Annotated in this window: 13 protein-coding genes and 1 riboswitch; of the genes, 5 read left to right on the top strand and 8 right to left on the bottom strand. The window is 57.8% G+C overall.

Going from position 1 to position 16,354, the window contains the following annotated elements; genetic code table 11:
* Nucleotides 1-23 precede the first annotated feature (23 nt).
* The gene (hydA, locus tag CKW31_RS02045) at nt 24-1,478 is read left to right on the top strand and encodes a dihydropyrimidinase (protein WP_095092760.1); all 1,455 of its coding nucleotides are present in this window, start codon (nt 24-26) and stop codon (nt 1,476-1,478) included.
* A 129-nt stretch (nt 1,479-1,607) separates the two neighbouring features.
* On the opposite strand, the gene CKW31_RS02040 is transcribed toward hydA, so the two are convergent.
* Together CKW31_RS02040 and CKW31_RS02035 are read right to left on the bottom strand one after the other, a co-directional pair.
* A complete protein-coding gene (locus CKW31_RS02040) occupies nt 1,608-2,327 on the bottom strand; it encodes a 16S rRNA (uracil(1498)-N(3))-methyltransferase (protein WP_095092759.1) in 720 nt (239 codons plus the stop codon).
* A gap of 161 nt (nt 2,328-2,488) precedes the next feature.
* A complete protein-coding gene (locus CKW31_RS02035; protein ID WP_095092757.1) occupies nt 2,489-3,895 on the bottom strand; it encodes an adenosylmethionine--8-amino-7-oxononanoate transaminase in 1,407 nt (468 codons plus the stop codon).
* A gap of 313 nt (nt 3,896-4,208) precedes the next feature.
* Here CKW31_RS02035 and CKW31_RS02030 point away from each other — a divergent pair, with 313 nt between their 5' ends.
* A complete protein-coding gene (locus CKW31_RS02030) occupies nt 4,209-6,068 on the top strand; it encodes a flavin monoamine oxidase family protein (RefSeq protein ID WP_095092755.1) in 1,860 nt (619 codons plus the stop codon).
* A gap of 138 nt (nt 6,069-6,206) precedes the next feature.
* On the opposite strand, the gene CKW31_RS30005 is transcribed toward CKW31_RS02030, so the two are convergent.
* Entirely contained in the window at nt 6,207-6,338 is a 132-nt protein-coding gene (locus tag CKW31_RS30005) for a hypothetical protein (protein WP_256582464.1), read from the bottom strand.
* 693 nt (nt 6,339-7,031) lie between these two features.
* On the opposite strand from CKW31_RS30005, the gene CKW31_RS02020 reads away from it, so the two are divergent.
* Both CKW31_RS02020 and CKW31_RS02015 read left to right on the top strand, forming a co-directional pair.
* Complete coding sequence (locus tag CKW31_RS02020; RefSeq protein ID WP_095092751.1) at nt 7,032-7,580, top strand: cytochrome b; 549 nt, start codon at nt 7,032-7,034, stop codon at nt 7,578-7,580.
* Between the two features lie 27 nt (nt 7,581-7,607).
* Nucleotides 7,608-8,186 (top strand): YceI family protein, encoded by a 579-nt coding sequence (locus CKW31_RS02015; protein ID WP_095092749.1) that lies wholly within the window; start codon nt 7,608-7,610, stop codon nt 8,184-8,186.
* Nucleotides 8,187-8,416: 230 nt separating this feature from the next.
* Here the strand turns inward: CKW31_RS02015 and CKW31_RS02010 are convergent, their stop codons facing one another.
* The 4 genes from CKW31_RS02010 to ahcY all read right to left on the bottom strand — a co-directional run bounded on the left by CKW31_RS02010 (nt 8,417) and on the right by ahcY (nt 14,295).
* Nucleotides 8,417-10,324 (bottom strand): DEAD/DEAH box helicase, encoded by a 1,908-nt coding sequence (locus tag CKW31_RS02010; protein ID WP_095092747.1) that lies wholly within the window; start codon nt 10,322-10,324, stop codon nt 8,417-8,419.
* A 375-nt stretch (nt 10,325-10,699) separates the two neighbouring features.
* Complete coding sequence (locus CKW31_RS02005) at nt 10,700-11,794, bottom strand: hypothetical protein (protein WP_095092745.1); 1,095 nt, start codon at nt 11,792-11,794, stop codon at nt 10,700-10,702.
* Nucleotides 11,795-11,854: 60 nt separating this feature from the next.
* Nucleotides 11,855-12,700, bottom strand: a complete 846-nt coding sequence (gene metF / locus CKW31_RS02000) for a methylenetetrahydrofolate reductase [NAD(P)H] (protein WP_095092743.1) — start codon at nt 12,698-12,700, stop codon at nt 11,855-11,857.
* Between the two features lie 185 nt (nt 12,701-12,885).
* The gene (ahcY, locus tag CKW31_RS01995; protein ID WP_095092741.1) at nt 12,886-14,295 is read right to left on the bottom strand and encodes an adenosylhomocysteinase; all 1,410 of its coding nucleotides are present in this window, start codon (nt 14,293-14,295) and stop codon (nt 12,886-12,888) included.
* 22 nt (nt 14,296-14,317) lie between these two features.
* A riboswitch (S-adenosyl-L-homocysteine riboswitch) is annotated at nt 14,318-14,423 on the bottom strand.
* A 271-nt stretch (nt 14,424-14,694) separates the two neighbouring features.
* Between ahcY and CKW31_RS01990 the strand changes: the two genes are divergently transcribed.
* Nucleotides 14,695-15,099 (top strand): acyl-CoA thioesterase, encoded by a 405-nt coding sequence (locus CKW31_RS01990; RefSeq protein WP_087265731.1) that lies wholly within the window; start codon nt 14,695-14,697, stop codon nt 15,097-15,099.
* Between the two features lie 195 nt (nt 15,100-15,294).
* On the opposite strand, the gene CKW31_RS01985 is transcribed toward CKW31_RS01990, so the two are convergent.
* On the bottom strand, nt 15,295-16,335 hold the full coding sequence (locus CKW31_RS01985) for an alpha/beta fold hydrolase (protein WP_256582472.1): 1,041 nt from the start codon (nt 16,333-16,335) through the stop codon (nt 15,295-15,297).
* Nucleotides 16,336-16,354 lie beyond the last annotated feature (19 nt).

Genomic DNA, 16,354 nt, shown 5'->3' with positions numbered 1-16,354 from the left:
CCCACCTTGAGGAGCACCGCGCCATGCAGGCTTTTGATTTAGTCATTCGCAACGCCAAAGTCATCACGGCCGCGGACAGTTTTGTCAGTGATATTGGTGTTCGAGACGGGCTGATCGTCGCGCTGGGTCTGGGTCTGGGTCTGGGTCTGGGGCTGGAAGGCGCTGCCCGGGAGATCGATGCAGCCGGTCGCTCGGTGACGCCAGGCGGCATCGACAGCCATGTGCATCTGGATCAGCCCACCGGCGACGGCTCGGTGATGGCTGACGATTTCGAAAGCGGGACCCGTTCAGCGGCCTGCGGCGGCACAACGACGGTGATCCCGTTCGCCTGCCAGCAGAAGGGACAAAGTCTGCGAGCCGCTGTCGATGATTATCACCAGCGAGCGGATGGTAAGGCGTTGATCGATTACGCTTTCCACTTGATCGTGACGGACCCCACCGAAGACGTTCTCCGCCGGGAGCTGCCTGAACTGATCGCTGAGGGTTACACCTCGTTCAAGATCTACATGACCTACGACGCGCTGAAGCTGGATGACCGGCAGATCCTTGAGACGTTGTCTGTTGCGCGTGCTCGGGGTGCGATGGTCATGCTGCACGCTGAAAACAGCGATTGCATTGCCTGGTTGACCGAGCGTCTTTTGGCGGCGGGGTTAAGCGCACCGCGCTATCACGCGACGTCGCGGCCTATGTTGGTGGAGCGCGAAGCCACTCACCGCGCGATTGCCCTGGCTGAACTGGTGGATGTGCCGATCCTGATCGTGCATGTTTCGGGGCGTGAAGCCATTGAGCAGATTCGCTGGGCGCAGGACCATGGCTTGAAGGTGTACGCTGAAACCTGTCCGCAATACCTGTTTCTGACCGCTGACTCATTGGGCTGCGATGAAAGTTTTGAAGGCGCCAAATGCATTTGCAGCCCGCCACCGAGAGACGCTGCGAACCAGCAAGTCATCTGGGACGGCCTGCAGAATGGCTCGTTTGAGGTGTTCTCCTCGGACCATGCTCCGTTTCGCTACGAAGGCCCTGACGGCAAGCGCGCACATGGGGAGCATGCGCCGTTTTCGGAAGTCGCCAACGGCATCCCCGGCATTGAAACGCGCATGGCGTTGCTCTGGTCTGAAGGCGTCTGCACCGGGCGCATTACGGCGCAGGAGTTCGTCGCGCTGACCTCGACCAACGCAGCTCGGCTGTATGGCTTGTACCCGCGCAAAGGCAGCATCGCGATTGGTGCCGACGCGGATCTGGTGATCTGGGACGAAGGGCTGGATTTCGAGTTGCAGAATGATCGCCTGCACCACCGCGTTGACTACACGCCATACGCGGGTATGCGCTTGACGGCCTGGCCTGCGCTGACCCTTTCACGGGGTGACGTGGTGTGGGATGGCGCGGCGTCGGGGCAGCCAGGACGCGGGCAATTCTTGCCCTGCGCAAGACCGGAACCGGCCAAGGCCCGGCGCAGGAAAACCGAGTTGCCGGTTTGATTTGCCAAGGGCGCTAAACCTGTAGGAGCGCACGAGCACCGCGAGGCCGCGATGGCAGTGTGTCAGACAAATCGCTATCGCGGCCTCGCGGTGCTCGTGCGCTCCTACAGGCCTTCTGTTGCAAGAAGATTAAAAATCCCCCCACAACTGCTGCGCAACGCTCAGCGCAACCACGGGTGCTGTTTCGGTACGCAGCACTCGTGGGCCGAGGCGGGCGGCGTGGAAACCAGCGTCCTGGGCTTGATCGACTTCGGCGTCGTTCAAGCCGCCTTCCGGGCCGATCAGGAAGGCGAGGGTGGTTGGCTTGCTGTGGCTGGTCAGCGGTTCTGCTACCGGGTGTAGCACGAGCTTGAGTTCGGCATCGCTGCGCTTGAGCCATTCGGTCAACGGCATGGGCGGGTGAATCACCGGAACCACCGAGCGCCCACATTGCTCGCAGGCGCTGATCGCGATTTGCTGCCAATGGGCCTGACGCTTCTCGGCGCGTTCGTCCTTGAGGCGCACTTCGCAGCGCTCACTGACAATCGGAGTAATCTCCGTGACACCCAGTTCGGTAGCCTTCTGAATCGCCCAATCCATGCGCTCGCCACGGGACAAGCCCTGGCCGAGATGGATACGCAGCGGCGATTCGGTCTGGCCGGGGAAGGTTTCGTCGAGCTGGACGCGCACGCGTTTCTTGCCGACTTCCAGCAAGGTGCCGCGAAACTCATGGCCTGAGCCATCGAACACTTGCAGCGCATCGCCTTCAGCCATACGCAATACGCGACCGATGTAATGCGCCTGGGCTTCAGGCAGTTCGTGTTCACCGAGGCTCAGGGTGGCGTCGATAAAGAAGCGTGACAGTCTCATGGTGGGTCTCTGAAATGTTTTGGATCACTGCGTGCTTTCCTGTGGGAGCGGTGCTTGCCCGCGATAAGGCTGGATGCGATCTAAAGTGAACCGCGTCCAGCCTTATCGCGGGCAAGCCTCGCTCCCACAAAGGGGGGGCGCGTTTCATCTAATGCTTGCTACTAACCCGGATCACGAAAATCCGGGTGGAAATTCTCTCTCACGGCAACGCTGATGCTTTTACGGGTGGCGATGTCGATGCCTTCAGTCGCGACTTCGGCGAGGAAGTCGATCTGCTCCGGCGTGATCACATACGGCGGCAGGAAGTACACCACGCTGCCCAGCGGACGCAATAAGGCGCCACGTGTCAGTGCGTGCTGAAACACCTGCAAGCCACGGCGCTCCTGCCATGGATAAGCGGTTTTGGTCGCTTTGTCCTGAACCATCTCGATGGCCAGTGCCATGCCGGTCTGGCGCACTTCGGCGACATGTGGATGATCCACCAGATGCGCAGTGGCCGTCGCCATTCGCTGGGCCAGGGCTTTGTTGTTTTCGATGACGTTGTCTTGCTCGAAGATATCCAGCGTCGCCAACGCCGCCGCACACGCCAGCGGGTTGCCGGTGTAGCTGTGCGAATGCAGGAAGGCGCGAAGCGTCGGGTAGTCGTCGTAGAACGCGTCGTAAACGTCGTCGGTGGTCAACACTGCCGCTAATGGCAGATATCCCCCCGTCAGAGCCTTGGACAGACACAGGAAATCCGGGCGGATACCTGCTTGCTCGCAGGCAAACATAGTCCCGGTCCGGCCGAAGCCCACGGCGATTTCATCGTGAATCAGATGCACGCCATAGCGATCACAAGCCTCACGCAGCAGCTTGAGGTACACCGGGTGATACATGCGCATACCGCCCGCGCCCTGAATCAAAGGCTCAACGATGACCGCTGCAACGGTGGCGTGGTTTTCAGCCAGTGCATGCTCCATGGTGGCGAACATGTTGCGCGAGTGTTCTTCCCAGCTCATGCCTTCGGGGCGATGGTAGCAATCCGGGCTTGGCACCTTGATGGTGTCCATTAGCAACGCTTTATAGGTTTCGGTGAACAACGGCACGTCGCCCACTGACATCGCGGCCATGGTTTCGCCGTGATAACTGTTGGTGAGGGTGACAAACCGTTTCTTGTCCGGCTGGCCGCGGTTGAGCCAGTAGTGAAAGCTCATTTTCAGCGCGACTTCGATGCAGGATGAGCCATTATCGGCATAGAAGCAGCGAGTCAGGCCCTCAGGTGTCAGCTTGACCAGGCGCTCGGACAGCTCAATGACCGGCTGATGACTGAAGCCGGCAAGGATGACGTGTTCCAGCTGGTCGACCTGATCCTTGATGCGTTGATTGATGCGCGGGTTGGCGTGGCCAAACACATTGACCCACCAGGAACTGACAGCATCCAGGTAGCGTTTGCCTTCGAAATCTTCCAGCCACACGCCCTCACCACGCTTGATCGGAATCAGCGGCAGGCTTTCGTGGTCTTTCATCTGGGTGCAGGGGTGCCACAGAACCTTGAGGTCGCGCTGCATCCACTGATCATTCAGGCCCATTGGTTTTCTCCGGATAACGACTCGCATGGTGCGAGGACGAGCAATCGCGCAAGCCTATGCAATGCCCGGCCGTGGAACAACCTTTAGTGTGATAAACCGAGCCCTTGTAGGAGCGCACGAGCACCGCGAGGCCGCGACAGCGATCTGCCTGATGCACCGCCATCGCGGCCTCGCGGTGCTCGTGCGCTCCTACAAGAATGGTCACCATTTCATTACTGGCAGGCCTGCTGCGGCTGGCGTATCCTTCGCGCCTCTGTGACGTATCAAGCGTCATTTACCGAAACCTCTCCCTGCTTTTTTCGGAGTCTGCTGAATGCTTTCTGGTTGGCTGCGCGCCTGTGCGCTCGTTTTAGTTGGGCTGGTCAGCGTTTCGGCGCTCGCTAATGAAAAACAAAAGACTGCGATCGTGGTCGGCGGGGGACTTTCGGGCCTGACAGCGGCGTACGAGCTGCAAGCCAAAGGCTGGCAAGTCACGCTGCTGGAAGCCAAACCGAGCCTGGGTGGCCGTTCGGGTCTGGCCACCAGTGAGTGGATTGGCAACAGCAAGGCTCAGCCTGCGCTGAACCAGTATCTGGACCGCTTCAAGCTGAGCACCGTGCCTGCCCCCGAGTTTGTCCGCACGCCGGGCTACCTGATTGATGGCGTGTATTTCAGCAAGGCCGACCTGGCGGTCAAGCAACCGGCGACTGCCGAAGCGATCAAGCGTTACGAGGAAACCCTCGACAACCTGGCGCGCTCCATCGACAACCCGGAAAACCCGGCGTCGAACAGCACCCTGTTTGCACTGGATCAGATCAACGTGGCGAACTGGCTGGATCGTCTGACCCTGCCTGCCACCGCTCGCCAGTTGATCAATCAGGAAATTCGTACCCGCTATGACGAGCCGTCGCGCTTGTCGCTGCTGTATTTCGCCCAGCAATCGCGGGTCTATCGCAACGTTGACGACCGTGACCGCCGTGCAGCACGTCTGCCAGGAGGCAGCGCGGTGTTGGCCGAAGCCTTCGCCAAGCAAATCAAAACCATCAAGACCAACTCACCGGTTTCCGCCATCGTTCAGGAGAAGGACGGCGTAACGGTCAAGGCGGGCGCAGTTGGTTACAGCGCTGATTACGTGGTGCTGGCCGTGCCGCTTCGGGCATTGAGCAAGATTCAGATGACGCCTGCGCTGGATGCCCAGCACATGGCTGCAATCAAGAGCACTAACTACGGTTGGCGCGACCAGATCATGCTCAAGTTCAAAACGCCTGTTTGGGAAAGCAAGGCGCGCATGTCTGGCGAGATCTTCAGCAACACCGGTCTGGGCATGCTGTGGATCGAGCCTGCGACCAAGGGCGGCGCCAATGTGGTGATCAACCTGTCCGGCGATAACGCGCGGATCATGCAAGCGTTCGGTGACAAGCAACTGGTGGATCAGGTCCTGATTCGCCTGCATACGTTCTATCCACAGGCTCGCGGCGCTTACACGGGCTACGAGATCCGTCGTTACAGCGTTGACCCGTCCACGGGTGGTTCGTATCTGGCATTCGGGCCAGGGCAGATCAGTAAGTTCTGGCGTGTGTGGGAAAAGCCGATTCAGCGCGTAGTATTCGCAGGTGAGCACACCGATACGCTGTACCCAGGCACTGTGGAAGGCGCTTTGCGCACGGGTCAACGTGCTTCCAGTCAGGTTCAGGACCTGGCTGCTGGCAAGTCGTTCGAGCCGGTCAAGATTGTCCCTGCGCCAGCACCTGCTGCGAAGAAGGACGAGGGTGGTTTCTTCAGCAATATGTTTGGCGGTTCGTCTGACAAGACCGAAGCCAAAAAGCCTGAGCCAGCCAAAGCGGCTGATGAGACAAAGGCTAAAGAGAAAGGTGGTTTCTTCTCGTGCTGGTTCGGCTGTGCTGAGGAGCCTGTCGCCAAGCCTGTAGAAAAGGCACCTGAGCCAGCACCCGCTCCGGCTCCAGAGCCTGTAGCGCCAGTGGTTGCGCCTGTTGTTGCTCCGGTCAAGGCTGAGCCTGCCAAGGTCGAGCCCGCCAAAAAGGCACCTGTGAAGAAGGCTGAGCCTGCCAAGAAAACTCAGACCAAGGAGCCTGCGAAAAAGGCTCCTGCCAAAACCCCGGCCCAGATTGAAGCTGACAAGAAAGCCGCTGCCGCCAAGGCGAAAGCCAAAGCCGCCGCTGAAGCTAAAAACTGATCGGACTGCAGTAGCAAACGAAAAGGGCGCGATCTTGAAATCGCGCCCTTTTTTGTTTGGCTGGTTGACGGCGTTGCCATCGGTGAATACAGGTCGGTGTTTGCGGAAGGAGGCAATGCCTACAAAAAATGAAATTGCTTACTTGGCGCCTGTCGTCGCGAAGCTCTTGTTGCCTTCAGCACGACGATCTTCTTTGAGAACCCACTGCGGTTCGCTTCTGCACTTGTACTTCACGCCTTTACGTCGCGTGATGGTACTCACCTTGGTCAAGCATTCTTCCCGGGATGCGTAGGCGTCTCCAGCCCTTCGCTCTTCCACACAGCCTTCCATACCACTGCACATTGTCATAACGACAAAATAAACAGTCATCATCGCGGTGTTGCTCCATTGATCGATGCGATCTAAAAGTCCTGCTCCTGTGCTCGTTACTGTCTGAAGACGGGTTGCAGTGATTGATTTGGGCGCGGGCAAGAGAGGCACAGGCTCATCCCTTGTAGGCCTGTGGGGAATGCTGAGGCTTATTCAGGGAGACAACAATGGCCTAAGGCTTCCATCTGTCGGAATAACGTCACTCATTGCGAATTCATTGAATGGTGTCATTTTAATGGACGTCGACTTAGTCAGTAATTTGACTTTTTAAGGGTCTTTTGCGTGCTGGCAGATGCTTGAGTCCGCAGCGCTATCCGCGATGAAGAAAGGGCTCAGTGCCGCTCATCGTCGTTGATGAGCCGATGGTCATGGCAAGGTTTTGTTACGAAGCAATTCTGGCGATGCTGAGCTTGAGTAACACGCGGGTTATCGCTTTTTGATCTATCAAAAATCATTGGCAATGCATGCGAACGCAGTGATGGCATTCGCGAAAAGCGTAACAATCGTATTATTCGATACTTCAAAGCAAAATTTTGCGCTTTCATTCGATAGATAAAAAGCTAGTCTGGCATCAATTCCTACAGGGTAATGGCAATGCAGTTACGCAACTCATCCTCTCGCTACGGTCTGGTCAACATGGTGCTGCACTGGGGCGTTGCTGTTGCAGTGTTTGGTTTGTTCGCGCTAGGGCTGTGGATGGTAGGTCTGGATTATTACGACACCTGGCGTAAATCCGGACCCGATCTGCACAAAAGCATTGGCATCACGTTATTCGCCATCATGCTGTTTCGTATTGTTTGGCGCTTGCTCAGCCCGCCGCCACCGTCTCTCGCCAGCTATGGCAAGTGGACCCGAATCGGCGCGCACGTGGGGCACATGTTTTTGTATGTCGGACTGTTTGCCGTGATGTTCGCCGGTTACCTCATTTCCACCGCCGACGGTGTGGGGATCCCGGTATTTGGTCTGTTTGAAATACCTGCGCTGGTCAGTGGTCTGCCCGATCAGGCAGAAACCGCAGGCTGGATTCACCTGTACCTGGCTTGGGTGCTGGTGGTCTTCGCAGGGCTGCATGGTCTTGCTGCACTGAAACACCACTTCATTGATCGCGATGTGACCCTCAAGCGTATGCTGGGTCGCGCTTAATTGTTCAACCAAAACGGGAATAAAAGCATGTTGAAGAAGACTCTCGCCGCACTGGCTCTTGGTACTGCACTGTTGTCTGCCGGTCAGGCGATGGCCGCTGATTACGTGATCGACAAAGAAGGCCAGCACGCTTTCGTTGACTTCAAAATCAGCCACTTGGGCTACAGCTTCATCCACGGTACGTTCAAGGACTGGAGCGGTAAGTTCAGTTTTGACGCTGCCAAGCCTGAAGCCAGCAAAATTGACGTTGAGCTGAAAACTGCCAGCCTGTTCACCAACCACGCTGAGCGTGACAAGCACATCAGCAGCAAGGACTTCCTAGACGTCGCCAAGTATCCTGAGGCCAAGTTCGTGTCTACCGCTGTTAAGTCTACCGGCGAGAAAACCGCTGACGTGACCGGCGACCTGACCCTGCACGGCGTAACCAAGCCGATCGTGATCAAGGCTACGTTCAACGGCGAAGGCAAGGATCCATGGGGCGGCTACCGTGCCGGCTTCAACGGTACTTCGACGCTTAACCTGAACGACTTCGGCATCAAAGGCCCAGGTCCTACCTCGCAAACGCTTGACCTGGAAATCAGCTTCGAAGGCGTTCAAGCCAAGTAAGCTTTCCGTTTGATCAAAAACGCCGACCTCAGGGTCGGCGTTTTTGTGTGGAATAACTTGAGCTGTACGGTTTTTTTGTGGGAGCGGTGCTTGCCCGCGATAAACGATAACGCGGTATGTCGTCTAGCTGCGTCTCATGTATCGCGGGCAAGCACCGCTCCCACAGAAAACTGACAGCCACACACAAAAACGCCCCGAACCAGTCGGGGCGTTTTTTGTTCCGGCTTTGCTTAACCTTCGCGGTTGCGGGTCAGCAGGGCTGGTTTTTCACCGCGTGGGCGGCTTGGCAACTGGTCGAGTTGTTCAGCGGACGGGAACCGATCGCTTTTCGACTCTTTGTGCATGATCTTCGGTTGCGGCTGGCTCTGGCTGTCGCGAGGACCGCGAACTGCCGGTTCCTGGCGGGCCGAGTCATCGCGGGCCGGACGACGGTTGCGTGGGTTCTCGTCACGACGAGCCTGACCATCGCGCGGAGCACCGTTACGTGGACCATTGCGCTTGGCTGGCGGTGTACCGGTGGTTGCGCCGCCGCTGCGCGGTCCGCTTGGACGAGGGCCACGTGCGGCAGGCGCTGCACCTGTCGCCGCGCCTGTGCCAGTGGCTGGAGCGCCTGAGCGACGACCACGGCCCTGGTTCTTGTCCTTATACGGACTGACGTAATCAGCGCGGTTGCCGAAGTTATCCACTTCGTCATCCAGAAACTCGTCCGGGGCACGATCTGCAGCCGGGCGCGGCGTAGATGCGCGAGGATTCGACGCTCGCTGTTCACGAGCCGGAGCGCCTTCACCGCGAGGCTTCTGCTGTTCACGCGGCTTGCGGGCCGGGCGTTCGCCAGCAGCGGCGGCCGGTTTTTCCTTGCCCTTATCCTTGCCTTTGTCTTTACGACCACCGCCACCGCCGTTCGGACCATCGCCACGCGGACCGCGCGGATTGCGTGGGTTACGCACATCCGGACGCTCGCGAACTTCAGGCTTCTCGGCTTCTACTGCGGACATGTCGAAGCCCATCAGATCGCCATCGGCAATCTTCTGCTTGGTCATGCGCTCGATGCTTTTCAGCAGCTTTTCTTCGTCCGGAGCAACGAGCGAAATCGCTTCGCCGTTACGACCTGCACGGCCTGTACGGCCGATACGGTGAACATAGTCCTCGTCGACGTTTGGCAGCTCGAAGTTGACCACGTGCGGCAACTGGTCGATATCCAGGCCGCGAGCGGCGATATCGGTCGCAACCATGATTCGTACTTCACCGGCCTTGAAATCGGCCAGCGCTTTGGTGCGAGCGTTCTGGCTCTTGTTACCGTGGATCGCCACAGCGGTCAGGCCGTGCTTGTCCAGGTACTCGGCCAGACGGTTTGCACCGTGTTTGGTACGGGTGAAAACCAGCACTTGCTCCCAGGCACCTTGAGTGATCAGGTGCGCCAGCAGCGAGCGCTTGTGGTTGGCAGGAAGGCGGAATACCCGTTGCTCGATACGCTCGACCGTGGTGTTCGGCGGCGTGACTTCGATGCGTTCAGGGTTGTGCAACAGCTTGCCTGCCAACGCCGTGATGTCGTTGGAAAACGTTGCCGAGAACAGCAGGTTCTGACGCTTGGCGGGCAGACGTGCGAGCACTTTCTTCACGTCGTGTACGAAGCCCATGTCGAGCATCCGGTCGGCTTCATCGAGCACGAGGATTTCAACGTGGGACAGGTCGACACTGCCTTGACCGGCCAGATCGAGCAGGCGGCCCGGGCAGGCCACCAATACGTCTACGCCACGGGCCATGGCTTGAACCTGAGGGTTCATGCCGACGCCACCGAAGATGCAGGCGCTGACGAACTTCAGGTCGCGGGCGTACAGCTTGAAGCTGTCATGCACCTGGGCGGCGAGTTCGCGAGTCGGGGTCAGGACCAGTACGCGGGGTTGGCGCGGGCCGTGACGTTGAGATTTGTCCGGATGACCGTTGGGAAACAACCGTTCCAGAATCGGAAGGGCGAAACCACCGGTTTTACCAGTACCTGTCTGGGCGGCAACCATCAGGTCGCGACCTTGCAACACGGCGGGAATGGCCCGCTGTTGCACCGGAGTAGGCTGGGTATAGCCCGCTGCCTCGATGGCGCGAACTAGAGCCTCGGAGAGACCGAGGGAAGCAAAGGACATGAGTAATCCTGTTTTAGTTAGAGCTTATGCTCAAAGGGAAGTCTTGCCTGGCGCGAATGGCGTTCAGGCTTCGTCGAAACTGCCTGAGCGTCGACCATGCTGTTCGGTGAACAGGTGATCGCGGCTCGGTGTTTTCGTTCAAGCTTTGGAGAACGCAGTCCCGTCCGGTCCTGCTGGGTCTTCAGTACATCTCGTGACGCTGCGCAATGAAAGAAGATGCGCTATTGGCGTGATCGAGGAGCCTGAAACAAGACCGAGCATCCGGGCGTAAGCCTGGCGGGAAGGCCGGAGTATAACAGAGCAAACGCCAAGCGCTGCTTTCCTGCTGCTCAACGGTGCCATTAGTTGATGACGGAGTACAGCAGGTTCTCGCAATTACCGGTCAGAACCCTGCATCAGATGTTTGTGAACGGCTTCTCGGCGAGGTCCCAGCAATGTGCGAAGTACCCAGTGATTCAACCACTGCTCAAGTTGCACGGATTCCATCGGCTGCTTTTGGCGTTTTTCGGCGTTTTCTCGAGCTTTGTCCCACCATACGGTGCAGCACGCCCGATCAAATTTGTTGCGGTGTGTGTAGCAGCCGTAAAGGATCTCAAGGGCAAACTGACGTTGCTCGCGTGGCGCGAACAGCGTCGCCGTTTTGTACATCGAACGCTGCCAGGCGGGCGGACGTGGCACCACAGTACTGACGCGCCGGGTATCATCCAGCGCCTTGCTGTGGGCAGGATCATCTGCGTGTTCCAGCAACCATGCGTTTATCTTGGCTCTGAACAGTTGCTTGCGGCTCCAGTAATGGTGAACGAGGTCCGTACACTGTTCGATCTGCATGTTGTTGTAAGCAGCCATGCCAAGGCAGAACTCTTCGAGGCTGTAGGCTTTATTGGCCAGCGGATAAAACTCGTCCATCAGGGCAATGGACCTGTCCAGCAACTGGGCATCGTCCCGGGTCAGACCAATCACCCCGGAATTGATCATGGGCATCTGGTCGTCAGCGAGGCCTCTTGACTGCAGTGTCGACGCCAGCGCTTTGTAGAGCTTTGATCCCCGGTTCGAGCCGTAACTTCCTGCAATCGCATTGCAGAGCAGCGTGCCGGGTTTTACGCGATCGAAGAGTGCGTAGGGAGTGGTGTTGAAAATGGTGTCTGTATCGATCAGTAATGCGCGCTCGGATTCTTCAAGCACAAGGCGCACGACGACATGCTTGGCGCGGAAATGATAGCCATGAGGCTCGCTCCATGCCTTGCGGGTTTCTGCATCCAGGGCACGTATACGCACCGGTAGATTCTGATAGGGCTGTGGGTCGTCAGTGAATACCTGGATGTCGAATGCCTGATCCGGTTGCTGACGCTTGCAGGCCAGGGCGCTGGCGATACTGAACACCGCCTCCTGATGATAGGTTTGTGCGCCGAACACCAGATAGATGAGTTGCGGCGTGGAGGTTTTATTTTCAGATGGTGAAGTCAACGACATGCGTCCAGGCAATCGTAGGTCCTGGCACTCAAGACCTACACCGTAAAAAAGCCGCGTATCTTAACGCGGCAACTTCAGGTTATTCCAGACTGCCAGACTCGGTTCGGCCTGGTTCAGGGTATAGAAGTGCAGCCCTGGCGCGCCACCTTGCAGCAGGCGTTCGCACATTTCGGTGATGACCTGTTCGCCAAACGTCTGGATGCTTTGCACGTCGTCGCCGTAGGCCTCCAGTTGCTTGCGGATCCAGCGCGGGATTTCCGCGCCGCAGGCATCAGAGAAGCGCGCGAGCTTGCTGTAATTGGTGATTGGCATGATGCCCGGCACGATGGGCAGGGTGACGCCTTTCTTCTGTACGCGTTCCAGAAAATGGAAGTAGCTGTCGGCGTTGAAGAAATACTGGGTGATTGCGCTGTCGGCACCGGCCTGGGCCTTGTGCACGAAGTTCTTCACGTCGTCATCGAAAGTGCGCGCCTGAGGGTGCATCTCAGGATAAGCCGCCACTTCAATGTGGAAATGGCTACCGGTCTCTTCACGAATGAAAGACACCAGATCGCTCGCGTAGCGCAGTTCGCCACTGGCAACGCCCATACCCGAAGGCAGGTCGCCGCGCAGGGCAACGATGCGCTTGATGCCGGCTTCCTTGTACTGGTTCAGCAGGGCGCGCAAGTCGGCCTTGCTGTCGCCAACGCAGGACAGGTGAGGTGCGGACGGCACGTTCACGTCGTTTTGCAGCTGCAGGACGGTGTTGATCGTACCGTCGCGGGTGGATCCACCGGCACCGTAAGTGCAGGAGAAGAAAGCGGGGTTGTAACTGGCTAGCTGACGAGCAACGTTCAGAAGCTTTTCATGGCCAGCCTCGGTCTTCGTCGGGAAGAATTCGAAGCTGAAGCTGCGGTCTTGGGACATGGTGGAGGGAACCTCCAGCTACAAGCTGCAAGCTAAAAGCTGCAAGAGGGCAATGCGCCCAATCTTGTCACCAAAGCTTGCAGCTCACGGCTGCGTAAAAACGATAAAGAAACAAGCGTCAAACCCAAGCCACAAGTAAATGAAACGCTTTTACTTGCCGCTTGAGGCTTGAAGCTTACCGCTGCTTAGTAGCGATACGCGTGCGGCTTGAACGGACCTTCAACAGCCACGCCGATGTAGTCGGCCTGGGTCTTGGTCAGTTTGGTCACAACGCCGCCGAAGCCGCGAACCATTTCCAGGGCCACTTCTTCGTCGAGTTTCTTCGGCAGTACTTCAACGGTCAGACGCTCGGCTTTTTGAGCCGGGGACAGATCGGCGTACTTCTGACCGAACAGGAAGATCTGCGCCAGAACCTGGTTGGCGAACGAGCCGTCCATGATGCGGCTTGGGTGACCTGTGGCGTTGCCCAGGTTAACCAGACGGCCTTCGGCCAGCAGGATCAGGTAGTCGTCGTTCTGGGCATCGAATGCGCCAGGGCCGGTACGGTGGATCTTGTGTACCTGTGGCTTCACTTCTTCCCATGCCCAGTTCTTGCGCATGAAAGCGGTGTCGATTTCGTTGTCGAAGTGACCGATGTTGCAGACCACAGCGCGTTTTTTCAGCGCTTTGAGCATGTTCGAGTCGCAAACGTTGACGTTACCCGTAGTGGTCACGATCAGGTCGATCTTGCCCAGCAGAGCTTTGTCGATGCTTGCCTCGGTGCCGTCGTTTTCACCGTCGATGAACGGCGAAACCAGTTCGAAACCGTCCATGCAGGCTTGCATGGCGCAGATCGGGTCGACTTCAGTGACTTTAACGATCATGCCTTCCTGACGCAGGGATTGAGCCGAGCCCTTGCCCACGTCGCCATAACCGATAACCAGTGCTTGCTTGCCCGACAGCAGGTGGTCAGTACCACGCTTGATGGCGTCGTTCAGGCTGTGACGGCAGCCGTACTTGTTGTCGTTCTTGCTCTTGGTTACCGAGTCGTTGACGTTGATGGCCGGGATTTTCAGCTCGCCTTTGGCCAGCATGTCCAGCAGGCGGTGAACGCCAGTGGTGGTCTCTTCGGTCACGCCGTGAACGCGGTCCAGAATGGCCGGATATTTCTTGTGCAGCAGCTCGGTCAGGTCGCCGCCGTCGTCGAGGATCATGTTGGCATCCCAAGGCGCGCCATCTTTCAGGATGGTTTGCTCAAGGCACCACTCGTATTCTTCTTCGGTTTCACCTTTCCAGGCGAACACAGGAATACCGGCAGCAGCAATGGCTGCAGCGGCCTGGTCTTGAGTGGAGAAAATGTTGCAGGACGACCAGCGAACTTCGGCACCCAGGGCAACCAGGGTTTCGATCAGTACGGCAGTCTGAATGGTCATGTGGATGCAGCCGAGAATCTTCGCGCCCTTGAGCGGTTGCTCGCCGGCGTATTTGCGGCGCAGGCCCATCAGGGCAGGCATTTCGGATTCAGCGATGATGGTTTCGCGACGGCCCCAGGCAGCCAGGGACATGTCGGCTACTTTGTAGTCGGAAAAATCTGCGGGCGTAAGTACTGCACTCATTAGAGAGTCTCCATTCGTAGTGTGCGAATGGGCGCCGTTGTGCGTTTAAGGTTCGACAGGGACAACCCGGTCAAACAACGCCCCATCCGAGCCTGACAGGAAAACCTGCTGCAGCGCCCCTCGGACAGGTGGCGGGAACGGTATCAACTGAAGATGACCGTTTTGAAACGGTGGGGATTATAGCCAAGCTGACTCATCTTCCCAATGTTTTCTATCGGCGGATGCTTAGCTAACTTCAACCCGATCATTGAAAAAGTGCAATAAAGCGGACGGAGGGCATGGCTGTAACGTGCTCAATCAACGTGGCCCTATCAATTCAATAGGGAGCGATGGCTGTGCTGATATCAGCTGTGTCTGCCATGATGACCGGCATCAATCGGCAGACGATCAGGAGCAGACATGAACTTCCACACTCGCAAGTGGGTTAAACCTGAAGACCTCAACCCCAACGGCACCCTGTTCGGTGGCAGCCTGTTGCGCTGGATCGATGAGGAAGCGGCGATCTACGCCATCGTGCAGTTGGGCAACCAGCGCGTGGTGACCAAGTACATCTCTGAAATCAATTTTGTCAGCGCCTCGCGCCAGGGCGACATCATCGAGCTGGGTATCACCGCCACCGAATTTGGCCGTACCTCGATCACGCTGACCTGTCAGGTGCGCAACAAGATTACCCGCAAGAGCATCCTGACGGTGGAGAAGATGGTGTTCGTCAACCTTGGCGAAGACGGCCTGCCAGCGCCGCACGGCAAGACCGAAATCACCTACGTGAAAGATCAGTTCAAGGAAGAGGCGATCGACGAATAAACCGAAGCGGCCGGTCTTGTCTGGAAATGCGGTCTCCTGTGGGAGCGGTGCTTGCCCGCGATAAGGCTGGACACGGTTCACTTAAGATCGCGGTGTCCCTATCGCGGGCAAGCACCGCTCCCACAGGGTTTTGCGTCGTCTATCAGCTCGCAGGCAAACATCGAGTCTCCCACTGAAAGACAGATCTCAATACCATCAAGGCCGCGCAGTAGCCTTCATGAACTCACCCAGGGGTTCAGAATAAAAGCGAGCCATGTTGGTCGTACCGTGCCCGCGGGTTTCAGTACTGGCAGGAATCAATACCAGACGCGCGTTTTTCAGCTGGGCGAGGGATTTCTGCATCGTCCCGGTCTCAGGTGGATTGCGCTCGTCGTCTGCACTGTTGATTGCCAGCACCGGCGCTTTGATTGCCGAGAGCTTTGGCGAGACATCGTAGTCCGCCGAGGACTGCCATTGATAAATGAAATCGTTGGCATCCCCCGGCAGCGGCGCTGCCAGCTTTTCATCAACCAGTTTGTCTGCCTGCGCTCGTGTAGGCGCCAGGGCCTGATAAGCAAGGGTGCCACCGCTGGTTCCGAAGCCAAACATCACATTAGCCAGACGAAGCGAAGGCGGCGGGCTGGTGTAATTCCCCTCGTTCCAGGCCGGGTCCTGCTTGATGGATTCGATCAGCATGCGCCGCATGATCCAGTTGCGCGCCGACATCGCTGTGGGCTGCGAGGCCATCGGTACCAGAGCGTCCATCATGTCCGGCCATTTCTGGCCCCACATCCAGGTCTGCATGCCACCCATGGAATTGCCCATGACCAGCCGCAAATGCTTGATGCCCATCCCTTCGGTCAGCAGGCGATACTGCGCCTCAACCATGTCGTCGTAATTGTAAGCAGGAAACTTCATGCGCAAACCGTCAGAAGGTTTGCTCGACTTGCCGACGCCGATGCCATCGGGCGCGATGATGTAGTACTTGCTGGCGTCCAGAGGCTGTCCCGGACCAAACAGCTCACCCCCAAACTCCTTGCCCAGCATGTCACTGGCGGGGCGATTGGTGCCGTGCAGATAGAGCACCGCCGGGTTCTTGGGATCGCCGACGGTGATGTAACTCATCCGCAGGTCGTCCAGTTTTTCACCGGTGTGGAAAGTGAAGCTGGGTGCTGTCCATACCGATTCCACTGCTGCTGGAACGCTTGCCGCAAAGGCCATCCCCGTCTGCGCTACGATCAGCAGCGCAGCGCACATGCCACTTTTGAATCCTCGC

The organism is Pseudomonas sp. Irchel 3A5, from assembly GCF_900187575.1.
Lineage (GTDB): Bacteria > Pseudomonadota > Gammaproteobacteria > Pseudomonadales > Pseudomonadaceae > Aquipseudomonas > Aquipseudomonas folii.
Note: the sequence above shows the minus strand (reverse complement) of the source record. Positions and strands in the feature narration are given on the sequence as shown.

Bases quoted from the DNA above. Each gene is read 5' to 3' on its own strand.
- CKW31_RS01985 (WP_256582472.1), bottom strand. From the start codon at position 16,335: ATGTGCGCTGCGCTGCTGATCGTAGCGCAGACGGGGATGGCCTTTGCG.
- metF (WP_095092743.1), bottom strand. From the start codon at position 12,700: ATGTCCCAAGACCGCAGCTTCAGCTTCGAATTCTTCCCGACGAAGACC.
- CKW31_RS02035 (WP_095092757.1), bottom strand. From the start codon at position 3,895: ATGGGCCTGAATGATCAGTGGATGCAGCGCGACCTCAAGGTTCTGTGG.
- ahcY (WP_095092741.1), bottom strand. From the start codon at position 14,295: ATGAGTGCAGTACTTACGCCCGCAGATTTTTCCGACTACAAAGTAGCC.
- CKW31_RS02015 (WP_095092749.1), top strand. From the start codon at position 7,608: ATGTTGAAGAAGACTCTCGCCGCACTGGCTCTTGGTACTGCACTGTTG.
- CKW31_RS02020 (WP_095092751.1), top strand. From the start codon at position 7,032: ATGCAGTTACGCAACTCATCCTCTCGCTACGGTCTGGTCAACATGGTG.
- CKW31_RS02030 (WP_095092755.1), top strand. From the start codon at position 4,209: ATGCTTTCTGGTTGGCTGCGCGCCTGTGCGCTCGTTTTAGTTGGGCTG.
- CKW31_RS02040 (WP_095092759.1), bottom strand. From the start codon at position 2,327: ATGAGACTGTCACGCTTCTTTATCGACGCCACCCTGAGCCTCGGTGAA.
- hydA (WP_095092760.1), top strand. From the start codon at position 24: ATGCAGGCTTTTGATTTAGTCATTCGCAACGCCAAAGTCATCACGGCC.
- CKW31_RS01990 (WP_087265731.1), top strand. From the start codon at position 14,695: ATGAACTTCCACACTCGCAAGTGGGTTAAACCTGAAGACCTCAACCCC.
- CKW31_RS02005 (WP_095092745.1), bottom strand. From the start codon at position 11,794: ATGTCGTTGACTTCACCATCTGAAAATAAAACCTCCACGCCGCAACTC.
- CKW31_RS02010 (WP_095092747.1), bottom strand. From the start codon at position 10,324: ATGTCCTTTGCTTCCCTCGGTCTCTCCGAGGCTCTAGTTCGCGCCATC.